Source organism: Janthinobacterium sp. 61, from assembly GCF_002846335.1.
GTDB lineage: Bacteria > Pseudomonadota > Gammaproteobacteria > Burkholderiales > Burkholderiaceae_D > Janthinobacterium.
The window spans coordinates 2,847,737-2,866,396 of the sequence record NZ_PJMQ01000001.1 but is presented as its reverse complement, the minus strand read 5'-3'; the positions used below and the strand labels follow the sequence as shown (position 1 = coordinate 2,866,396).

Below are 18,660 nucleotides of genomic sequence, written 5' to 3'. Positions count from 1 at the left end.
CGGGTGTCGAATGAAAAAATGCAAGCTCCTTGGCCGCTTGCCTTTCTGCATTGCTTCGAGCCTACGACAGGTGTGCAGAAAATCATGGTGTCAAGCAGCCATGAAATTCCCATTGTGACAAAAGGAGAGATTCTCTCCTGACGTGTCTGCTAGGCTAAGTGACCTAATTGGAAATATTTTCTAAGGCAAACGCGTCCGCCCGATAGCCGTCGCCAGGGGCCTGGCCATGCTTGTTCCTCCTTCTTTTGAAAGCGGTCTCCATGTTTAAAGTTTCCAGCATCTGTTTCGCCACCCTGATCCTGTTGCAAGCACCGAACACCTGGGCCGACCAGCCTGTTCCACTGAGCCAGCGGCAGCAAGCATTGGCCGCGCAAATCGATGCCAGCATCGCACCGTATTACAAGTCCGGCGAACCGGGCGCCGTCGTCATCGTTATCAAGGATGGCCAACCCTTGCTGCGCAAGGCGTATGGCCTGGCCAGCGTGCAGGATGGCCAGCCGCTGACGCCCGACATGTCGCTGCGCCTGGGTTCCATTTCCAAGCAGTTCACGGCCGTCGCCATTCTGCTGCTGGCCGACCAGGGCAAGCTGGCTATCACCGATGACATCACGAAATTCCTCCCCGATTACCCGACGCATGGCAAGAAAATCACGATCGAGCAGCTGCTCGCGCACACGTCCGGCATCCATGACTACACGAGGAAGCCAGAATTCGTACCCAACAGCACGAAAGACTTGAGCGTGGCGCAGATGATCGATTTTTTCAAGAACGATCCACCCGACTTTGAACCGGGCACGCAGTGGAGTTACAGCAGCTCCGGCTATTTCCTGCTGGGCGCCATCATCGAAAAGGCATCGGGCCAGCCCTATGCCACGTTTGTGGAACAGCAGATCTTCGTGCCGCTGGGCATGAAGGACACGGCTTATGAAGGCCACGAGCGCCAACCCGTCAAGCGCGCAGCCGGGCATATCCGTTCGGGCGAGACGTTTGTGCCGAACTTGCCGCTGAGCATGACGCAGCCGTATTCGGCCGGCGCGCTCGTCTCCACCGTGGACGACCTGGCCCGCTGGGATGCGGCCATTTCGGACGGCAAGCTGCTCAAGGCTGCCACCTGGCAGCAGGCATTCACGCCGGCCAAGCTGAACGACGGCAAGGCGACCCGCTCCGGCCTGGGATGGAAGGTGGGCACATGGCAAAATACCCCCGTCATCCACCATAGCGGTGGCATCAATGGTTTTTCCACGTATGCGATGCGCTTGCCGAAAGAAAAAGTGTATGTTGCCGTGCTGGAAAACTCGGACACGGGCCTGGTCGATCCCGATGTGGTAGCGCGCAAGGCGGCCGCCATCGCCGTGGGCCGGCCGTATCCGGAGATCAAGGTCATCACGCTCAAGCCCGCCATCCTCGATGCGTATGCGGGCGTGTATGCCATCAATGACAAGGCTGGCTACACGATCCGCAACTTCGAGGGCAATCTGCTGCTGCAGAGTACTGGTCGCCCGGCGCAGCGCCTGCTGGCCTATTCGCCCAATGGTTTTTTGATTGAGAACACCCTCACCACTGCCGAGTTCGAACGGGGGCCGAAAGGAGAAGCACAGCTGATCCTCAACGATGGCGGCGAGTCGAAGTCCGTGCATGAACGGGCCAGCGCCGTCAAGCCGGCCCGCGCCGTGGTCGCCATGTCGCACGCGCAATTCGATGGCTACGTTGGCCGCTACGCGCTGGCGCCCGAGGTGTATCTGGAAGTGACGCGTGAAGGCGACAAGTTCTTTGCCCAGGTGACAGGTTTCCGCAAGCTTGCCATGCTGCCCATGAGCGAGACGGCTTTCTTTTCGAATGAAGTCGATGCGGAAGTGCGTTTCAGCAAGGATACCAATGGCAAGACCGAGCAACTGGTGCTGCGCCAGGAAGGGCAGGATATGCCGGCCAAGCGGGTGAACTAAGCGTATTTTTCTGTCCAGCCTGCCGGCCAGCGTACGCTGACGGCAGGCATGGGTTTAGCGGTGGCAGTTATGCCCCCATTGCTTTCCAGCCATACCAGCCGAACGCCACTACCCACGCCAGCAAGATCGCCAGCCCCGGCAACAGCACCCACTTCGTCAGCGCTTCTTCCCATGCGACAAACGGTCGTCCGCCGCGTGCGATGGCCAGCAGCGCCTGTCCGCCGTTCAAGCCAGCGAACGGCAGCAGGTTGAACGCGCACAGTTTCAATGAGAACAGAGCGAATACCAGCGCAAAGCTGTGCGTACGGGCAAACGTTTCCCCTTCACCCAGCAATTCCTGCGCCGTCGACAACGGCGCCAGCGCACCGTGGAAGATTTGCCCGAAGGCCGCGACAAAATGCTCCCAGCCCGGTGCGCCCAGTATCCCGAACGCCACGGCCAGCAGCACACCCACGCCGCTCAATGGCAGCAGCACCTGCTTCCACAGCGGCTGGAAGTTGTAGGCATCGAGACAAGGGTCGTCGTCATACAAGGTTTCCTCGCGCGTATCCTTCAAGGCCACATTGCCGGCCAGCGGCAGCAGCTTGATGTGGACTTTCCGCCAGCTCAGCAAGGTGGGCCCCACGCCGTAGCTGATGCTGCGCACGGTGATGCCACATGCGCGAGCGCACACGGCCATGACGGAAATGTGGATGAGCATGAAAAGGATAAGGCAAAGCAGCAGTTGGAAGGCGGGATGCATCGGGTTAGGTGTCCAGGAAGAAAGAGAGCGGTATTAGAACATGTCGCAGGGAAAAGTCGCGCACATGAAAAAAGCCCCGCCTGCATCGCTGCAGCCGGGGCTTTGAATGACTGGGGCAGCTTGCGCCGCCCGCTATAACTTACAGCACTTCGCTGGCGTGGTCCGCCAGGCGCGAACGCTCGCCGCGGGCCAGGGTGACGTGGCCGCTGTGGGTCCAGCCCTTGAAGCGGTCGACCACGTAGGTCAGGCCGCTGGAGCCTTCCGTCAGGTACGGCGTGTCGATCTGGGCGATGTTGCCCAGGCACAGGATCTTCGTGCCGGGACCGGCGCGCGTGACCAGGGTCTTGACCTGTTTCGGCGTCAAGTTCTGTGCTTCATCGATGATCAGGAATTTGTTGACGAAAGTGCGGCCGCGCATGAAGTTGAGCGACTTGATCTTGATGCGCGAGCGGATCAGGTCTTGCGTTGCCGCACGGCCCCATTCGCCGCCATCCGAGTCGGACTTGTTCAGCACTTCCAGGTTGTCGTCGAAGGCGCCCATCCATGGCGACATCTTTTCTTCTTCCGTGCCTGGCAGGAAACCGATGTCTTCGCCGACGGGCACCGTCACGCGGGTGACGATGATTTCGTTGTAGAGCTTGGTTTCCAGTACTTGCGCCAGGCCGGCGGCCAGGGCCAGCAGGGTCTTGCCGGTACCGGCCTGGCCAAGCAGGGTGACGAAGTCGCATTCCGGATTCATCAGCAAGTTCAGGGCAAAGTTCTGCTCGCGGTTGCGTGCCGTCACGCCCCACACATTGTTCTTCGTGTGGCTGAAGTCGCGCAGGGTTTGCAGCACGGCCGTCTTGCCGTTGATCTGTTTCACCTGGCCGTAGAACGGCGTTTCGCCGTTTTTCGGTTCCAGGTAGATGAACTGGTTGACCAGCAGCGATGGAATGAACGGACCCGTCACGCGGTAGAACGTCGAGCTGTAGCCGTTCTTGCTTTCCTGCCACGATTCCATGTCCTTGCCATGCTTGTTCCAGAAGTCATCCGGCAGCTGCACGATGCCCGAGTACAGCAAGTCCGTGTCTTCCAGCACATGGTCGTTGAAGTAATCTTCGGCCGGCAAGCCCAGGGCGCGCGCCTTGATGCGCATATTGATGTCTTTCGACACCAGCACCACGGGGCGGCCTTCCTGCTCCGATTCCAGCGAACGCACGACGGCGAGGATCTGGTTGTCGGCCTTGCCCACTGGCAAGCCAGCTGGCAAGTCCGCGCTTTGCAAACGCGTCTGGAAGAACAAGCGGCCCTTGGCATCCTTGTTGCCCAGCTTGGACAGCAGGATACCGTGTTCGATGGCGTCGTCATCCGTGTTGCTGATCAGGGCATCGAGGGTACGCGAGACCTGGCGGGCATTGCGCGCCACTTCCGTCATGCCCTTTTTGTGGTTGTCCAGCTCTTCCAGGGTCATCATCGGCAGGTACACATCGTGTTCTTCGAAGCGGAACAGCGACGATGGGTCGTGCATCAGCACGTTGGTGTCGAGCACGAACAGCTTGCTGATGCCGCGCTGGTCGGCGGCGCGGCTGGCGGACGACTTGAGCTGTACTTCGACAGGCTTGTGCTTGGCCGGATGCGGCTGCTCGGCTTGCTTGACGGACTTGATCGGCGTAACCTTGCCTTTCGCCGCCGGCGCGGCTTTTGCCGCAGGCGCGGCAACGATTGCAGGTGCGGCCGCAACCGGCGCAGGTGCTGGTGCCGGCTTGGCGACCATCAGGGCCGCCACTTGCTTGATCTTCGTGGCCGCATTGCGGACCGGCTTGGCAACTTCGGCGATCGCCGCTTCAATAACAGGTGCAGCCACTTTCTTGGCTGCCGGGGTTTTGGTGGCCGGGCGCGCTGCGCCTGCGGTTGGGTAATCTTGTGTGGCCAGGATGGTGGCTGGCTTGCTCGGTAATTTTGGCAGTGGCATCAGGATCTCAATCAAAAAATTTCTGGAATGAATCGCCCATGGGCAGCCAGCTTCTGGCGGCACTTCTCATGGGGTGGATGCGGGAGGACAACAATACTACAGGACGAGAGACTGCCGGAAGGCCGGCAACATGGCCGGTCATGGACGCCATCGGCGGGCTACAGGCCCGCCTGGCGGAGTGGGTGGAGGCGCTTCGTTGACTCAAAATGGCGATAGGTACCGTGAACTGAACTGCGGTTGAGCTAATTTCGAACTAAGCTGGCTGGAAGCCGACAACGCGCATTCGATCAGAACAGATGATCACTTCAGACGCGCCACGAATTCCAGCACTTCTTCCACGTGAGTTGCGACCTTCACGCCTCTCCATTCTTTCACCAATCGGCCCTCAGCGTCAATCACAAACGTGCTGCGTTCGACGCCACGGACCGTCTTGCCATACATCTGTTTCATCTTCATGACGTTAAACAGCAGGCAAACGGCTTCGTCCGGGTCGGAAATGAGCTCGAATGGCAGTTCCAGCTTGGCTTTGAAGCTTTCGTGCGAGCGCAGCGAATCGCGGCTGATGCCGTAGATTTCCACGCCGGCGGCGACAAATTGCGGGTAGGCGTCACGGAAGGCGATGTTTTCAGTGGTACAGCCGGGGGTATTGTCCTTCGGATAGAAAAACAGCACCGTGGCCTTGGCTGGACGGCCCAGCAACTGAAAGGTCTTGCCGCTGGTCATGGCGGCGCTAAAGTCGGGTATGCTAACGAGGGATTGGCTATCAGCCACAGGTTCTCTCCTGAACGGTGATCATCAGCGCTGTTTTTTAATCTGGCAACGCATCCAGGTGCAACAATACAGCATTCAGGCCGCTTTGCCCTGCACAATCAGGCGTCCCGAACGCCCGGGCAACTCATCCCAGGTGATGGGGCAAACGGGCAAGTCGCTATCTTGTATCTTTTCATAATAATCGCCCATCGCTGCAAACTGGTAGCCCTGGGCTTTCCAGCCCGTCAGCAGTTGTTCGAAAATGGGGGCGAGTTTCTGTCCTTCAAGTTCCGCATGCAAGGTATACACGTGATCGCGGGGATTGTCCTGCGTCAGCGACAATATATGCGCAGCAACATTGCTGGTCGTGATCAGCTTGCCGTCGATTTCGCAGCCCAGCAACTCGTCCAGGGTGGGCAGGGTGGTGGGCAATTGCACGCATTGCAGGATGGTGTTGCCATTGCGCACGCGATGCGGGCCGTTCGTCGGATGCACCATGGCGCCGCGCGCGTCGAGCATGGCGCGGCCATCGGAGGCAAAGCGGTAGCCTGCCGTGTCGTGCTCGACAAAGGCGCTGACATTCATTTGCCAGCCGGCCGCGCCGTGTGTGTGCGGCGCCACGCCAAATACCTGTTCGTAGCGGTTGGCGGCCTTGCGCATCATGTTGATGGTCCATGCGGCATTGCGCTTGGCCACGTTGTCTTGCCACAGGGTGTGATCCCAGGTGTGAATACCGCACTCGAAGCCGGCATCGCGCACGGCGCGCAATTGCGCCGCGCATAGCTTGCCGATATCGGGTCCCGGCAGCAAGGTGCCGTACATCAATGTTTTCAAGCCGTAGTGCTCGACCACCGAAGTGCGCGACACCTTGCTGAAAAAGCCAGGCCGCAAGGCGCGCCGCAGGGCCCAGCCCGTATGGTCGGGGCCCAGCGAAAACAGAAAGGTAGCCTTGGCCTGGTGCGCGGCCAACATGCGCACCAGATTGCCCATGCCTTCACGGGTGCCGCGATAGGTATCGACGTCGATTTTCAGGGTCAGGAACGGCTTGCTCAACATTAATCCATCAAGGCTTTGGCTTGGGCTACCTGGCTGCGGTAGGCGTCGAAAATATTGCGCAGGGAATCGGCCATGGTGGTGGTCGGCGCCCAGCCCAGCTCTTCGCAGGTGTTCGTGATTTTCGGCACGCGGTTTTGCACGTCCTGGTAACCGGCACCGTAGTAGGCGCCCGAGGTCGTTTCCACGATTTTCACGTGTTTCGCGCCTTCGGCGTATTCCGGGTACTCGGCGGCCAGGGTCAGCATCATGCCGGCCAGGTCGCGGATCGAATAGTTATTGGTCGGATTGCCAATGTTGTAAATCTTGCCGCTGGCGATGCCATTCTTGTTGGCAATGATACGGATCAGTGCATCGATGCCGTCGTCGATGTAGGTGAACGCGCGTTTTTGCGCGCCGCCGTCGACCAGCGAGATGTTCTCGCCGCGCACGATGTGGCCGAAGAATTGCGTTACCACGCGCGAGGAACCTTCTTTTGGCGTGTGGATCGAATCGAGGCCTGCGCCGATCCAGTTGAATGGACGGAACAGGGTGAAGTTCAAGCCTTCCATGCCGTAGCCCCAGATCACGCGATCCATCAGCTGCTTGGCATTCGAGTAGATCCAGCGCGGCTTGTTGATCGGGCCGCAGATCAGTTCCGAGTTTTCAGGGTCGAATTCCTCGTCATGGCACATGCCATACACTTCCGAGGTCGACGGGAACACCAGGTGCTTGCCGTACTTGGCGGCCGAGCGCACGATAGGCAGGTTGGCTTCGAAGTCCAGTTCGAAGACGCGCAGCGGCTGCTTGACATAGGTCGACGGCGTGGCGATGGCCACCAGCGGGAGAATCACATCGCATTTTTTGACGTGGTACTCGACCCATTCCTTGTTGATCGTGATATCGCCTTCAAAGAAGTGCATGCGCGACTTGTAGTTGTCATCTTCCAGCAAGTCCGTGATGCGGTCCGTGTTCATGTCCATGCCGTAGACATGCCAGTCGGTGGTTTCGAGGATGCGCTTGGACAGATGGTGGCCGATGAAGCCGTTGACGCCTAAGATGAGGACTTTTTTCATGTGAGATTCTCTTGAGTGATATCAGTGTGTGCTGACGCGGGCGGTCAGACTTGCTTGCAATTGCTGAGCCGAAATTGGCTCCCCGGCAGCCCTCAGCGCGGAAATGGCCAGCATGCGACCGTCTCCGCAGACGCCAAAGATGCAATTATCCACTACCGCCAAGCCCGGTGGCAAACTTCCTGCCGAATGCTTGCTCAAACGGGCTTGTTCAATGGTGTAAATGACATTGTTGACTTCGGTAAATGCGCCGGGATAGGGTGGCGCGACGGCCCGGTGCAGGTTGTATACCTGTTGCGCGGGTAACTTCCAGTCGATGCGGCCATCTGCCGGCTTGCGCCCGCCAAAATAAGCGCCCTGGCGCAAATCGTTGAGATGGCGTGGCGCCGTGCCGTCCAGCAAGGCCGGCAGCACGCCCCACAGGGTTTGTTCCGCCGCCACGGTGACCTTGCCAAATACTTCAAACGCCGTGTCGTCGGGCAGGATGGGCACGGCCGTTTGCGCCACGATGGCGCCGGCGTCCGGCTTGACCGTCATTTCATGCAGGGTGGCGCCCGTTTCCGTGGCGCCATGCAGCACGGCCCAGTTGACGGGCGCGCGGCCGCGGAACTGCGGCAGCAGCGAGCCGTGCATATTGTAGGCGGGAGCGACTTCCAAGATGCTGGCGGGCAACATGTGACGGTAGTAAAAGCTGAACAGCATGTCCGGTTTTGCGGCCTGCACCTGCGCCAGCAGTTCCGGCGCGCATGCATCGCCTGGTGTGATGCAGGGGATGCCTTCGGCTTGGCACAGGCTGGCGACCGATTCGAACCACAGGTTTTCCGTGGGGCTGTCTTCATGCGTGACGACCAGGGCGATATCGACGCCACCGGCCAGCAGCACCTTGATGCAGCGCACGCCCACATTGTGGTAGCCGAAGACGACGGCGCGTGGGGCGCCCATCAGCGGCCCACCTGGCGCTTTTCCAGGCGCACATACGATGGCGCCTCGGCTTCCGCCTGGGTCATGCCGTCCTGCAAGATAGTTTGCACCACATAGCGGGGACGGGCACGCACTTGCTGGAAGATGCGTCCCACGTATTCGCCCACCAGGCCGATGCCGAACAGGATCACGCCCATGAAGAAGAAGGCGATGGCGAACAGGGTAAACACGCCTTCGGCCTCTGCGCCCAGCAGGAAGCGGCGGACCAGCAGGAAGATCACCAGCAATGCCGAGCCCAGCGACATCGCCATGCCCAGCATGGAAAAGATTTGCAGGGGTATCAGCGAAAAGCCCGTGACCAGGTCGAAATTGAGACGGATCAGGCTGTACAGCGAGTATTTCGATTCGCCGGCAGCACGTTCTTCATGCTCGACGGTAATTTCCGTAGGCTTGCGGGCAAACGTGTAGGCCAGGGCGGGCACGAAGGTGTTGACTTCGGCACACTGGTTGACCAGGTCGATCACATTGCGGCCATACGCGCGCAGCATGTTGCCCTGATCGGTAATTTTGATATTCGTGATCTTTTCACGCAGGCGGTTCATCATTTTCGACGCCAGTGTGCGCCAGGCGGAGTCTTGCCGCTTGCGCCGGATCGAGCCCACGTAATCGTAGCCTTCGCGCATCTTGGCCACCAGGTTGCCGATTTCTTCAGGCGGGTTCTGCAGGTCGGCGTCGAGCGTGATCATGATCTGCCCGCGCGACGCTTCAAAACCGGCCAGGATGGCCATGTGCTGGCCATAATTGCCATTGAACAAGATCACGCGCGTAACGTCGGGGCGCTGGCGGAACTGTTCCGCCAGGATGGCCACCGAATTGTCGCGGCTGCCATCGTTGACGAAAATGATTTCGTAGCTCGTCTGCAAGGCATCAAGGGCCGGATACAGGCGGGCGAACAGGCTGGCCAGGCCATCCTGCTCGTTGTAGATTGGAATGATAATGGACAGTTCAGGTTTCATCGGCGCGCTGCTCACTTGATGAGGATGGATTTGACGGTGGCGACGGCCCGCTCCACGTCCTGTGTCGTCATGGCGTAGAACATTGGCAAGGTCACGGTCAGGCGGCCGATCTTTTCCGAGACGGGGAACATGCCCTCGGTAAAGCCGCGTTCGCGATACATGGTAAACAAGTGGATCGGTGCGTAATGATAGCCCGTTCCCACGTTTTGCTGCGCCATTTGCTGCATGAACGCGGCGCGCGTACCGGGGCCGTTGTCGGGCAGGATGATCTGGAACAAATGCCAGTTGCTGTTGTCGAAATCCTGCACGGGCAGCTGGGCGCCGCTCGCCGCTTCGAAGTCGCTGCCGAATTGCGCGAAGTAGTGGCGTGCCAGTGCGCGGCGGTGGGCCGTGATGGCCTCGATGTTGGCAAACTGGCCCAGTCCGATGGCGGCCATGATGTCGCTCATATTGTATTTGCCGCCCAGAACATCGACATCGATGCCGTCGACGCCGCTGCGCGTGACGCCTTGCAGCCGGTACTTCTCGGCCAGCCTGGCTTCTTCCAGGTTGTTGAGGACGAGGCAGCCGCCTTCGCCCGTGGTGATGTTCTTGTTCGCCTGGAAGCTGAACGAGACGAAGTCGCCAAACGCGCCGATGCGCTTGCCCTTCCAGGTGGAACCGAACGCTTGCGCCGCATCTTCCACGACCCTTAAATTGTACTTTTCAGCAATCGCGTACAGGCGGTCCATGTCGACAGGCAGGCCCGAAAGGTAGACGGGGATGATGGCTTTCGTACGCGGGGTGATGGCCGCTTCCAGCTTGTCGAGGTCGATATTCCGGGTGACGGGGTCGATATCGGCAAACACGGGCGTGGCGCCCACTTCGATGATGACGTTGGCCGTCGCTACCCATGACACGGGCGTCGTGATGACTTCGTCGCCAGGCTTGACACCGGCGATGCGCAGCGCGATTTCCATGGTACAGGTACCCGAATTGAAGGTGCGCACGGGGCGCCCGCCGAAATACTCGGACAGCTGGGCTTCGAAGGCTTGCACTTTCGGGCCGCTGGTGATCCAGCCCGAGCGCAGCACCTCGCCGACGGCGGCGATGGTTGCTTCATCGATGGTGGGTTTGGAAAAAGGCAAAAAGGGCAGGGTAGAGGTCATGGGGTGCGGTTCTTGGTTCTGTATTTTGTCAGGGGCGTCGTCGCCGAGGCTGCCAATGCGGTCAACGTCCGCCGGCAGGCATAGCTATTTTATATCGTCAGTATGGCGGCGCAGTCGGTTCAGCGGTGAAAAATCATGCTGGTATGGGGTGCGGCAAGCTGGCCGGGAGTGCGAGCCGCACTGGCTCGCACTCCTTTAAACATTTATTTGTTGGCAATCACCATGCGGCGCGCGTCCTCGGCAATAACACGCATGGGCACGCCACGTTGTTGCAAGCTCTTGTAACGGTCCAGGCTGATAATGGCCATGTCGTGCACGCCGGCGTTGGCATCGTTCGTCCACTGCGTGATGAACGGTTCGATGGTCGGGATGGACAGTTCGGGCTGCTGTTTCAGGCCAAACGTGAATTCATCCCAGTAATCGACGAGGATCACGGGCCGCTGCAGGTAATACGTGAGCGACTGTTCATAAATGCCGACAGAATAGAGCTTGGTATCGGCCGTCAGTTCGGCCTGGATCTGCGGCAGCATGTCGGTGCCTGCGCGGTTCTGGCCATACAGTTCGGAACCGGCCAGGATGCAGTGCGTGGCCAGGAAGCCGGCGCCGGCGATCGTCAGCACGGTCATGTCGCGGCGCAACTGGCGCGCATGCAGCAAGGCCAGGGCGCCGCCGGCCAGGGCGAAGAAGCCGGCCGCCATCAGCCATGGCTGGTAGCCCTTGAGCGCGATCAAGGCTTCCGCGTCGCGCGCGCTGGCCTTGCCGAAGGCGATCGGTCCGCCGATAAGGATGGCCGCGCCCAGCACGCACAGCAGGCCTGCGGCGAACAGGCGCTGGCGGCGCGACGCCGATTCCAGGTACAGCGCCACCAGCAGGGCCAGCGCTGGGAAGATGGGCACGATATAGCCAGGCAGCTTCGAGGTCGAATAGCTGAAGAAGAAGAAAATGAAGACGGCCCAGACCAGCAGCATCAAGCGGGGCTGGAAGGCACCCTCCTGGCGCTTGAAGGCGGCGGCCAGGCTTTGCGGCAGCACGCCTATCCATGGCAGGATGCCGGGAATGAGCAGGACCAGGAAGTAGTACCAGGCGCCTTCGCGCTTGTGCCCCTTCATCAGGAAGCGCTGGAAATGCTCGTGGATGAAGAAGAAATGCGGCTGCTCCGGATTGCGCAGGGCGACCAGCACGAACCACGGTGTGGCGATGGCAAAGAACACCAGCAAGCCCTTGACCAGATGCAGACGCGTCCAGATGCGCCAGTCGCGCGCGCACAGCGAATACAGCACCAGCACGGCGCCCGGCAAGACGATGCCGATCAAGCCCTTGGCCAGCACGGCCAGCGCCATGCCAGCCCAGCATACCAGCATCCAGTTGCGGCGCTCACCCGCGGTGGCGTCGTCGCGCTGGGCCACCAGCAGGCTGGCCAGGGTCAGGGTCATCATGCCGGACAGGCCCATGTCGAGCGAATTGATCTGGCCGGAAGCCAGCCAGAACAGGCTCGACGCCAGTACCAGACCAGCATACAGGCCCACGCGCGGACCGAACACTTTCTTGCCCGCAAATGCTGTCATGCACACGCCGATGATGCCGCACAGGCCAGTCCACAGGCGTGCCTGCCATTCGCCCAGGCCGAAGGCGGCGAAGGTCAGCGCATTCATCCACGTTTGCAGTGGCGGCTTTTCAAAGTATTTGATGCCGTTCAGGCGCGTGGTAATCCAGTCGCCCGTGACGAACATTTCGCGCGCCATCTCGGCATAGCGGCCCTCGTCGGGCGGCACCAGGGTACGCACGCCCAACGCATACAGGGTGACGACGATGAAGATGCCCAGCAGGGACCACATCAGCAGCCTCGAGCTGTGCAGTTCGTTGACATTGATTTTCATGCAGCGCTGCCTGCGCCGGGAGCCAGAATCAGGGCCAGGGTGACTTTGCGGCCTTCGCCCATCAGGATATTGTAGGTGCGGCAGGCTGCCTGGCTATCCATGCACTCGACGCCGATGCGGCGCATGGTCAGCGCGGCCGTCAGCTTCGGATGCACGAAACGCTGGCGCTCGCCCGTACCGAGGATGACCACGTCGGGCGCATCGGCCAGGATTTGCGCGAAATGTGCCTCGCTCAGCTGCTCGAAACTGCCGACATCCCACGCCCGTGGTGGCATTTCCGGCATGACGATCAGGCTGTAGTTGTATGGCTGGGCATTGATCTCCACGCCATTTTCATCGTAGCCTGTGACGGTTTGGTATTGTTGGGTGCTGCTGGCATGCAGTTTCATGGCGATGTCGGGGCTGTTCGTGTCGGTTGATCGGTGTGCGCGCGGTGCGGATGCGCGCTGCGCGCCAAGGGCGCAAGCATGCCATAAGTGACAGAAAAGAGCGACTGAAAAGCAACATCCTTTCCAATTTGCAATCTATGGGTAATTCTTTGGAGTAACTATGGCAGGCGGCGCTTGCCATAGTAGTAGGCAAAGATTAAGAGAAGATGAAGAGCTTCCGGTGGAAAAAGCACGCGCGTGCCGGATGGCGTGGCATAAACGGCGCGAAATGCTGCAATTTGCCATGTTTAATTTGATAAAATGGCCTGCTTTCGGCGAGAATGGTTGTTTTCGCATTGCAGTCTCACGAGTTCACAGTTCTGGCGCGGCTTTCATGCTGCAAGCGTAGGCCGGCCGCGCCGCATCACGACAGGGATTTATTTTGCGACCGATTCAGAAATCGAATAAATTGGCGGACGTCTGCTATGACATCCGCGGCCCGGTCCTGGAAAAATCCAGGCAAATGGAAGAAGAAGGCCACAAGATCACCAAGCTCAATATCGGCAATCTGGCCGTATTCGGCTTCGATCCGCCCGATGAAATCGTGCGCGACATGATGCTCAATCTGCAGAATGCGGCCGGCTACACGGATTCGAAAGGCATGTTCGCGCCACGCAAGGCCGTCATGCATTACACGCAAGGCAAGAATATCGCCGGCGTGACCATCGATGACATCTACCTGGGCAACGGCGCCTCGGAACTGATCGTCATGTCGATGAACGCCCTGCTCAACAGTGGTGACGAAGTGCTGGTGCCGGCGCCTGACTATCCGCTGTGGACGGCCGCCGTCAGCCTGTCGGGCGGCAATCCCGTGCATTATGTGTGCGACGAGCAGAACGAGTGGTATCCCGATATCGAGGACATGCGCCGCAAGATTACGCCGCAAACCAAAGCCATCGTCGTCATCAACCCGAACAATCCCACTGGCGCCTTGTACCCGGTTTCCGTGCTGCAGCAGATCGTCGACCTGGCGCGCCAGCACCAATTGATCATTTTCGCCGACGAGATCTACGACAAGGTGCTGTACGACGAAGCCGAGCACGTGTCGATCGCCTCGCTGGCCGACGACGTGTTGTTCATCACCATGAACGGCCTGTCGAAGAATTACCGCTCCTGCGGCTACCGCTCCGGCTGGATGGTGGTCTCGGGCGAAAAGCGCCACGCAAAAGATTACATCGAAGGCCTCAACATGCTGGCCTCGATGCGGCTATGCGCCAACGCGCCGGGGCAGTTTGCCATCCAGACGGCGCTTGGCGGTTACCAGAGCATACAAGACCTGGTGGGGCCCGGCGGGCGCCTGTTGAAACAGCGCGATCTGGCGCACAAGCTGCTGACCGATATCCCGGGCGTTACCTGTGTCAAGCCGAAGGCCGCGCTGTACATGTTCCCGCGCCTGGACCCGGAGATCTATCCGATCGCCGACGACCAGCAGTTTGCCTATGAATTACTGGCCGAAGCCAAGGTCCTGATCGTACAGGGCACGGGCTTCAACTGGATCGCGCCCGACCATTTCCGCGTCGTCTTCCTGCCCAACTCCGATGACCTGACCGAGGCCATGGGGCGCATTGCGCGCTTCCTCGAAGGTTACCGCAAACGTCACGGCCGGGGCTGAACCGGCCAGCAGCAATCTCGATCAACCATACCGATCAACCTGGCGCCGCCAAAGGGGGGCGCCACTTATGAGCAGTCAAGCACAACTATGAAATCCATCAAGATCGGCCTGCTGGGCCTGGGCAATGTCGGTTACGGCACGTTCAGCGTCCTGAAACGCAACCAGGAAGAAATCAAGCGCCGCGCGGGCCGCGGCATTGAAGTCGTCGCCGTCGCCGTGCGCGACGTGGCGCGCGCCGAAGCGCTGGTCGCCGGCGGCTGCAAGGTCGTTAGTGACCCCTACCTGATCGTCAACGATCCCGAGATCGATATCGTCGTCGAACTGATCGGCGGCTACGACCTGTCGAAAACCCTGGTGATGCAGGCGATTGCCAACGGCAAGCACGTGGTCACGGCCAACAAGGCCCTGCTGGCCGTGCACGGCAACGAAATCTTCGCCGCCGCCCAGGACAAGGGCGTCATGGTGGCCTTCGAAGCGGCGGTCGCCGGCGGCATCCCCATCATCAAGGCGCTGCGCGAAGGCTTGACGGCCAACCGCATCGAATGGATCGCCGGCATCATCAACGGCACCACCAATTTCATTTTGTCCGAGATGCGCGACAAGGGCCTCGATTTCGCCACCGTGCTGAAACAGGCGCAGGAACTCGGCTACGCGGAAGCCGACCCCACCTTCGACATCGAGGGCGTCGATGCCGCGCACAAGGCCACCATCATGTCGGCCATCGCCTTCGGTATCCCGGTGCAGTTCGACAAGGCCTACGTGGAAGGCATCAGCAACCTCAATGCCGTCGACATCCGCTACGCCGAGCAGCTGGGCTACCGCATCAAGCTGCTGGGCATTACCAAGCGCGCCACCGTCAACGGCGTGGAAGGCATCGAGCTGCGCGTGCATCCGACCCTGATCCCGGCCAAGCGCTTGATCGCCAACGTGGAAGGCGCCATGAACGCGGTGCTGGTGCATGGCGACGCCGTCGGTGCCAGCCTGTACTCGGGCCGTGGCGCGGGCGCCGAGCCGACCGCCTCGTCGGTGATCGCCGACCTGGTCGACATCACGCGCCTGGCCACGGCCGACCCGGAACACCGCGTGCCGCACCTGGCCTTCCAGCCGAACGCGATGACCGATATCGCGATTTTGCCGATGTCGGAAATCACCACCAGCTACTACCTGCGCATGCACGTGGCCGACCAGCCGGGCGTGCTGGCCGACCTGACGCGCATCCTGGCCGAACGCAGCATCTCGATCGACGCCATGCTGCAAAAAGAGCCGGCCGAGGGCGAGACGCATACGGACATCATCATGCTGACGCACCAGACGCAGGAGAAGAACGTCACGGCCGCCATCGAAAAGATGGAAGCATTGAACAGCGTGGTGGGCACGGTGACCAAGATCCGCCTGGAAAACCTGAGCTGAGCGTTTTCAGCGATCCACGCAAAAACGGCGCCGAGGGCGCCGTTTTTTATTCGTGATGTTGGCGTGGCCGATGGTGCTGTCGGATTACGGTCCTGCGGACCTAATCCGACCTACTCTGCGGTACCGACGGGACCCACATCCATGCCGTCATAGCTGGCCAGCTGGTTTTCCTGGGCAAACGCCATCAGTTCGCCATTGCGCGCGTGCAGACTATCGACGCCATGCACTTCGGCTTTTTCCACGTGCAGCACCCACACTGGGGCGGCGGCCGCGTCGTCCAGTTCGGGCTGGTACAGTTCCACGGGGCGGTAGCCCTGCAGCGCCAGCAGGGTGGCGGCCTGTTCCAGTGGTTCGGACGTGGGGTTGGTGAAGTAATAGCCCCACAGCAGCGGCTGGGACAAATCCCACGGCGCGTTTTCTGCGATATTGGCAAACAGTTCGGTTACGTCTTCTTTGGTCATCATGGCAGTGGGCCTTCATTAAAATCTCAGGGCGCGATCTTAGCATCGACTGGCGTTGCGGTGAAATACACGCCGACTTTCAGTCCATGTCCATTCGCCGCCGTGGCCAGTTCCAGGCGCGCGCCATGCAGGGCAGCGATGTCGCGCACGATGGCCAGTCCCAGGCCGGCGCCGCCAGGGTTGCTCTCGAGTGCCGCGCCAACCCGGTAGAACGGCGTAAATACCCGTTCACGTTCCGCAGGCAGGATGCCGGCACCGCTATCCTCCACCTCCAGCACGGCGCCGTGCCCGTTCCTTGCCTGCGCCGCGCGCACGCGCAGGATCACGCTGCCGCCCTGCGGTGTGTAGCGCAGGGCATTGTCGACTAGGTTGGCCAGCAGTTCGTGCAGCAGCAAGGCCTGGCCATGCACGGGCGCGTCATCGGGCGCTTCCAGCGATAAATCGATATTTTTGCCGACGGCAGCCATGGCCATTTCCAACCCCACCTGCTGCGCCATGTCGCGCAGCGAGACGGTATCCATGGCCAGGCTGTCGCCGCCATGCTCGATGCGGGCCAGGGTCAGCAGGCGGTTGGCCAGCAGCACGGTCGAATCCGTGGTGGCGGCGATCGAGCGCACAATGTCGCGCAGGGCGGCCATGTCCGGCGGCGTGCCGGCCTGGCGGTCACATTCGCGCATGGCCAGTTCGGCCTGGGTCTTCAGCACCGTCAACGGCGTGCGCAGCTGGTGCGAGGCGTCGGCGATGAAGCGGCGCTGGCTGGCGATCAGCTGCTGCAGGCGCGACATGGAACCGTTCATGGCGCTCACCAGCGGGCGCATTTCCTTGTGCACCAGCTTGGGATCGACGTCGGACAGGTCAGACAAGGTGCGTGTCTCGACTTCCGTTTTCAAACGCATTAGCGGCCGCAGCACCAGGCGCACGGCAAACCAGACGAGGGCGCCCATCACCAGTATCATCGCCGCCTGCCAGCTCAGGGTATCGAACAGGATCTGGTTCGACAGGCCGCGCCGCGCGTCCAGCGTTTCAGCCACCTGTATCAGGGCGATGCCGCGCATCGAGTCGTCATACACGGGTTGCAGCAGGGCGGCGATGCGGATCGGCTTGCCGTGGTAATCGGCGTGGTAGAAGCGCACCAGGGCGGGGTAGTTCTGCGAGCGAGGCACGTTTTTCGGCACGGGCGGCAAGTCGCCATAGCCCGAGACCAGTTCGCCGTTGATGCCCGTGACCTTGTAGTAGATGCGGCCCAGGGTATCGGTCTCGAAGCTGTCGAGCGCCACGTAAGGCACTTCGGCCACCACCTTGCCGCCAACGATGGAGACGCGCTCGGCCAGCGCCCGCGTCGATGCCAGCAGGGAGCGGTCGTAGGCCATGTCGGCCGCGTCGAGCGCGTTGCGGTAGACAAAGACGGCGTCCAGCAGCACCAGCATCACCAGCGGGATGAGCAGCCAGCGCAGCAGCTGGCTGCGCAGGCTGCCCAGCGGGCGGCCCTGCCCCCAGCGCCGACGCAGGCGCTCGAATACGGGCAGGTGTGGGGCGCGCACGCTCATCGTGGCGTGGCCGGCACCATGGCGCTGCGCGGTTGCAGCAGGTAGCCGATGCCGCGCAGGGTGGTGATGACGGCGCCGTCGGGTGAGCCGCTTTCCACACCGCTTTCGAGTTTCTTGCGCACGCGGTGGATATACAGTTCGATGGCGTCCAGGTTGACGTCGTCGGCCAGCGCGAACACTTCATCGAACAGCTTTTCCTTCGATACGGCGCGCCCGGAGCGCGTGATCAGCGCCTCGAGCACCGCGTGTTCGCGCGGCGTCAGGGGGAAGGCGGCGCCTGCATAGCTGAACATGCGCGTGACGGTGTCGAAACTGAGCGCGCCGCAGGTGTGCACGAGCGCTTCGTTGCCCTGGCTGCGGCGCAGCAGGGCTTTCACGCGCGCTTCCAGTTCGGCCAGCTCGAACGGCTTGGCCATGTAGTCGTCTGCGCCCAGGTTCAGGCCCTGCACTTTCTCATCCAGGCCGCCACGCGCCGTAAGTATCATGACGGGCGTCTTGCCGCGCGTGCCGCCGCGCGCCCGCAGGCGGCGCAGCACGTCCAGCCCATCCATCTTCGGCAGTGTCAGGTCGAGCAGCACCAGCGAGTATTCCTGCGTATGCAGCAGGGCGTCGGCATCTGCGCCGTTGTGGGCGGTCTCCACCGTCAGGTGCGCGTCGCGCAGGGCCTTTGCCAGCCAGTGCGACAGCTCCAGATGGTCTTCCACTAATAATATGCGCATGGTCTCCGCCATTCGTTGAAATGATGCAGT

Annotated in this window: 16 protein-coding genes; 3 read left to right on the top strand and 13 right to left on the bottom strand. The window is 61.0% G+C overall.

Going from position 1 to position 18,660, the window contains the following annotated elements; genetic code table 11:
- Positions 1-260 precede the first annotated feature (260 nt).
- On the top strand, positions 261-1,943 hold the full coding sequence (locus tag CLU92_RS13155; protein ID WP_101482247.1) for a serine hydrolase: 1,683 nt from the start codon (positions 261-263) through the stop codon (positions 1,941-1,943).
- Between the two features lie 67 nt (positions 1,944-2,010).
- Here CLU92_RS13155 and CLU92_RS13150 read toward each other — a convergent pair whose 3' ends face one another.
- The 10 genes from CLU92_RS13150 to CLU92_RS13105 form a co-directional block, all read right to left on the bottom strand.
- A complete protein-coding gene (locus tag CLU92_RS13150) occupies positions 2,011-2,685 on the bottom strand; it encodes a site-2 protease family protein (protein ID WP_101482246.1) in 675 nt (224 codons plus the stop codon).
- A gap of 139 nt (positions 2,686-2,824) precedes the next feature.
- Positions 2,825-4,636: a PhoH family protein gene (locus CLU92_RS13145; RefSeq protein WP_101482245.1), complete on the bottom strand. Its 1,812-nt coding sequence runs from the start codon at positions 4,634-4,636 to the stop codon at positions 2,825-2,827.
- 300 nt (positions 4,637-4,936) lie between these two features.
- Complete coding sequence (locus tag CLU92_RS13140) at positions 4,937-5,407, bottom strand: peroxiredoxin (RefSeq protein ID WP_101482244.1); 471 nt, start codon at positions 5,405-5,407, stop codon at positions 4,937-4,939.
- Between the two features lie 75 nt (positions 5,408-5,482).
- Complete coding sequence (locus CLU92_RS13135) at positions 5,483-6,442, bottom strand: polysaccharide deacetylase family protein (protein WP_101482243.1); 960 nt, start codon at positions 6,440-6,442, stop codon at positions 5,483-5,485.
- A complete protein-coding gene (locus CLU92_RS13130) occupies positions 6,442-7,494 on the bottom strand; it encodes a bifunctional UDP-4-keto-pentose/UDP-xylose synthase (protein ID WP_101482242.1) in 1,053 nt (350 codons plus the stop codon). Before CLU92_RS13130 ends, CLU92_RS13135 begins: the two co-directional genes overlap by 1 nt.
- Before the next feature lie 21 nt (positions 7,495-7,515).
- Positions 7,516-8,433 carry a formyltransferase gene (locus tag CLU92_RS13125; protein ID WP_101482241.1) on the bottom strand — a complete coding sequence of 306 codons (918 nt, stop codon included), beginning with the start codon at positions 8,431-8,433 and terminating at the stop codon, positions 7,516-7,518.
- Positions 8,433-9,428: a glycosyltransferase gene (locus CLU92_RS13120; protein ID WP_101484665.1), complete on the bottom strand. Its 996-nt coding sequence runs from the start codon at positions 9,426-9,428 to the stop codon at positions 8,433-8,435. Before CLU92_RS13120 ends, CLU92_RS13125 begins: the two co-directional genes overlap by 1 nt.
- An 11-nt stretch (positions 9,429-9,439) precedes the next feature.
- Positions 9,440-10,576, bottom strand: coding sequence for a DegT/DnrJ/EryC1/StrS aminotransferase family protein (locus tag CLU92_RS13115; RefSeq protein ID WP_101482240.1), 1,137 nt, complete (start codon positions 10,574-10,576; stop codon positions 9,440-9,442).
- Between the two features lie 203 nt (positions 10,577-10,779).
- Positions 10,780-12,453, bottom strand: coding sequence for a glycosyltransferase family 39 protein (locus tag CLU92_RS13110; protein ID WP_101482239.1), 1,674 nt, complete (start codon positions 12,451-12,453; stop codon positions 10,780-10,782).
- On the bottom strand, positions 12,450-12,842 hold the full coding sequence (locus CLU92_RS13105; protein ID WP_101482238.1) for an Mth938-like domain-containing protein: 393 nt from the start codon (positions 12,840-12,842) through the stop codon (positions 12,450-12,452). Before CLU92_RS13105 ends, CLU92_RS13110 begins: the two co-directional genes overlap by 4 nt.
- Before the next feature lie 421 nt (positions 12,843-13,263).
- Here CLU92_RS13105 and CLU92_RS13100 point away from each other — a divergent pair, with 421 nt between their 5' ends.
- Both CLU92_RS13100 and CLU92_RS13095 read left to right on the top strand, forming a co-directional pair.
- On the top strand, positions 13,264-14,493 hold the full coding sequence (locus CLU92_RS13100) for a pyridoxal phosphate-dependent aminotransferase (RefSeq protein WP_071076139.1): 1,230 nt from the start codon (positions 13,264-13,266) through the stop codon (positions 14,491-14,493).
- A gap of 87 nt (positions 14,494-14,580) precedes the next feature.
- The gene (locus tag CLU92_RS13095) at positions 14,581-15,903 is read left to right on the top strand and encodes a homoserine dehydrogenase (protein WP_101482237.1); all 1,323 of its coding nucleotides are present in this window, start codon (positions 14,581-14,583) and stop codon (positions 15,901-15,903) included.
- Positions 15,904-16,013: 110 nt separating this feature from the next.
- Here the strand turns inward: CLU92_RS13095 and CLU92_RS13090 are convergent, their stop codons facing one another.
- From CLU92_RS13090 to CLU92_RS13080, 3 genes are read right to left on the bottom strand one after another with little or no spacing between them, the layout of a single operon-like run.
- Positions 16,014-16,367: a ribonuclease E inhibitor RraB gene (locus tag CLU92_RS13090; RefSeq protein WP_101482236.1), complete on the bottom strand. Its 354-nt coding sequence runs from the start codon at positions 16,365-16,367 to the stop codon at positions 16,014-16,016.
- A 23-nt stretch (positions 16,368-16,390) separates the two neighbouring features.
- On the bottom strand, positions 16,391-17,905 hold the full coding sequence (locus CLU92_RS13085) for a sensor histidine kinase (RefSeq protein ID WP_373917964.1): 1,515 nt from the start codon (positions 17,903-17,905) through the stop codon (positions 16,391-16,393).
- A 2-nt stretch (positions 17,906-17,907) separates the two neighbouring features.
- Positions 17,908-18,630, bottom strand: a complete 723-nt coding sequence (locus tag CLU92_RS13080; protein WP_101484663.1) for a response regulator — start codon at positions 18,628-18,630, stop codon at positions 17,908-17,910.
- Positions 18,631-18,660: the final 30 nt, after the last annotated feature.

What these genes read in the sequence shown, in the direction of transcription:
- CLU92_RS13155 (WP_101482247.1), top strand. Translation starts at nt 261, where the DNA reads ATGTTTAAAGTTTCCAGCATCTGTTTCGCCACCCTGATCCTGTTGCAA.
- CLU92_RS13150 (WP_101482246.1), bottom strand. Translation starts at nt 2,685, where the DNA reads ATGCATCCCGCCTTCCAACTGCTGCTTTGCCTTATCCTTTTCATGCTC.
- CLU92_RS13145 (WP_101482245.1), bottom strand. Translation starts at nt 4,636, where the DNA reads ATGCCACTGCCAAAATTACCGAGCAAGCCAGCCACCATCCTGGCCACA.
- CLU92_RS13135 (WP_101482243.1), bottom strand. Translation starts at nt 6,442, where the DNA reads ATGTTGAGCAAGCCGTTCCTGACCCTGAAAATCGACGTCGATACCTAT.
- CLU92_RS13130 (WP_101482242.1), bottom strand. Translation starts at nt 7,494, where the DNA reads ATGAAAAAAGTCCTCATCTTAGGCGTCAACGGCTTCATCGGCCACCAT.
- CLU92_RS13125 (WP_101482241.1), bottom strand. Translation starts at nt 8,433, where the DNA reads ATGGGCGCCCCACGCGCCGTCGTCTTCGGCTACCACAATGTGGGCGTG.
- CLU92_RS13120 (WP_101484665.1), bottom strand. Translation starts at nt 9,428, where the DNA reads ATGAAACCTGAACTGTCCATTATCATTCCAATCTACAACGAGCAGGAT.
- CLU92_RS13115 (WP_101482240.1), bottom strand. Translation starts at nt 10,576, where the DNA reads ATGACCTCTACCCTGCCCTTTTTGCCTTTTTCCAAACCCACCATCGAT.
- CLU92_RS13110 (WP_101482239.1), bottom strand. Translation starts at nt 12,453, where the DNA reads ATGAAAATCAATGTCAACGAACTGCACAGCTCGAGGCTGCTGATGTGG.
- CLU92_RS13105 (WP_101482238.1), bottom strand. Translation starts at nt 12,842, where the DNA reads ATGAAACTGCATGCCAGCAGCACCCAACAATACCAAACCGTCACAGGC.
- CLU92_RS13095 (WP_101482237.1), top strand. Translation starts at nt 14,581, where the DNA reads ATGAAATCCATCAAGATCGGCCTGCTGGGCCTGGGCAATGTCGGTTAC.
- CLU92_RS13090 (WP_101482236.1), bottom strand. Translation starts at nt 16,367, where the DNA reads ATGATGACCAAAGAAGACGTAACCGAACTGTTTGCCAATATCGCAGAA.
- CLU92_RS13080 (WP_101484663.1), bottom strand. Translation starts at nt 18,630, where the DNA reads ATGCGCATATTATTAGTGGAAGACCATCTGGAGCTGTCGCACTGGCTG.